Annotated in this window: 1 pseudogene; it reads right to left on the bottom strand. The window is 66.7% G+C overall.

Features of this window, described 5'->3' with window-relative positions:
• Window positions 1–445: pseudogene (locus DVK00_RS21000) on the bottom strand (kinase anchor protein); the annotation flags it as partial.

Genomic DNA, 445 nt, shown 5'->3' with positions numbered 1-445 from the left:
ACCGTCTCGGAGGGGTCGTTGCCCTCGTAGTCGTTCGGCGAGAAGCGCCCGAGGTGCTCGGTCTCGAACAGCTTCATGAGAAGCGGGTCGGGGTCGACCGGCCCGCGCTCGGTCTCTATCTGCCCGTCGGACGCCCACGCGTAGACGTGTTCGACGTACTCCTCGACCGTCTCGCGCTCGACGCCCTTGTCGGCGAGAAGCGCGTCGAGTACGTCCGCCTCCTGCTGGTCGAAGATGTACTCTTTGACCATGGCGATGCGGCCCTCGTACTCCGAGGACTCCGCCCGCGAGAACACGGGCGCGTCCGACAGCTCGGCGACCATCTCGTCGAGCACGTCGGTCGGCATCACCACCGAAGACACGTCGAGGTCGGGGTGTCTGCGGTCGACGCGGTCGTGCAGGAGGTCGGCGATGACGTCCCGGGTGAACGTCACGGGAATCCCGT

This window comes from Haloarcula sp. Atlit-47R, assembly GCF_003665985.1.
Taxonomy (GTDB): domain Archaea; phylum Halobacteriota; class Halobacteria; order Halobacteriales; family Haloarculaceae; genus Haloarcula; species Haloarcula taiwanensis.
Note: the sequence above shows the minus strand (reverse complement) of the source record. Positions and strands in the feature narration are given on the sequence as shown.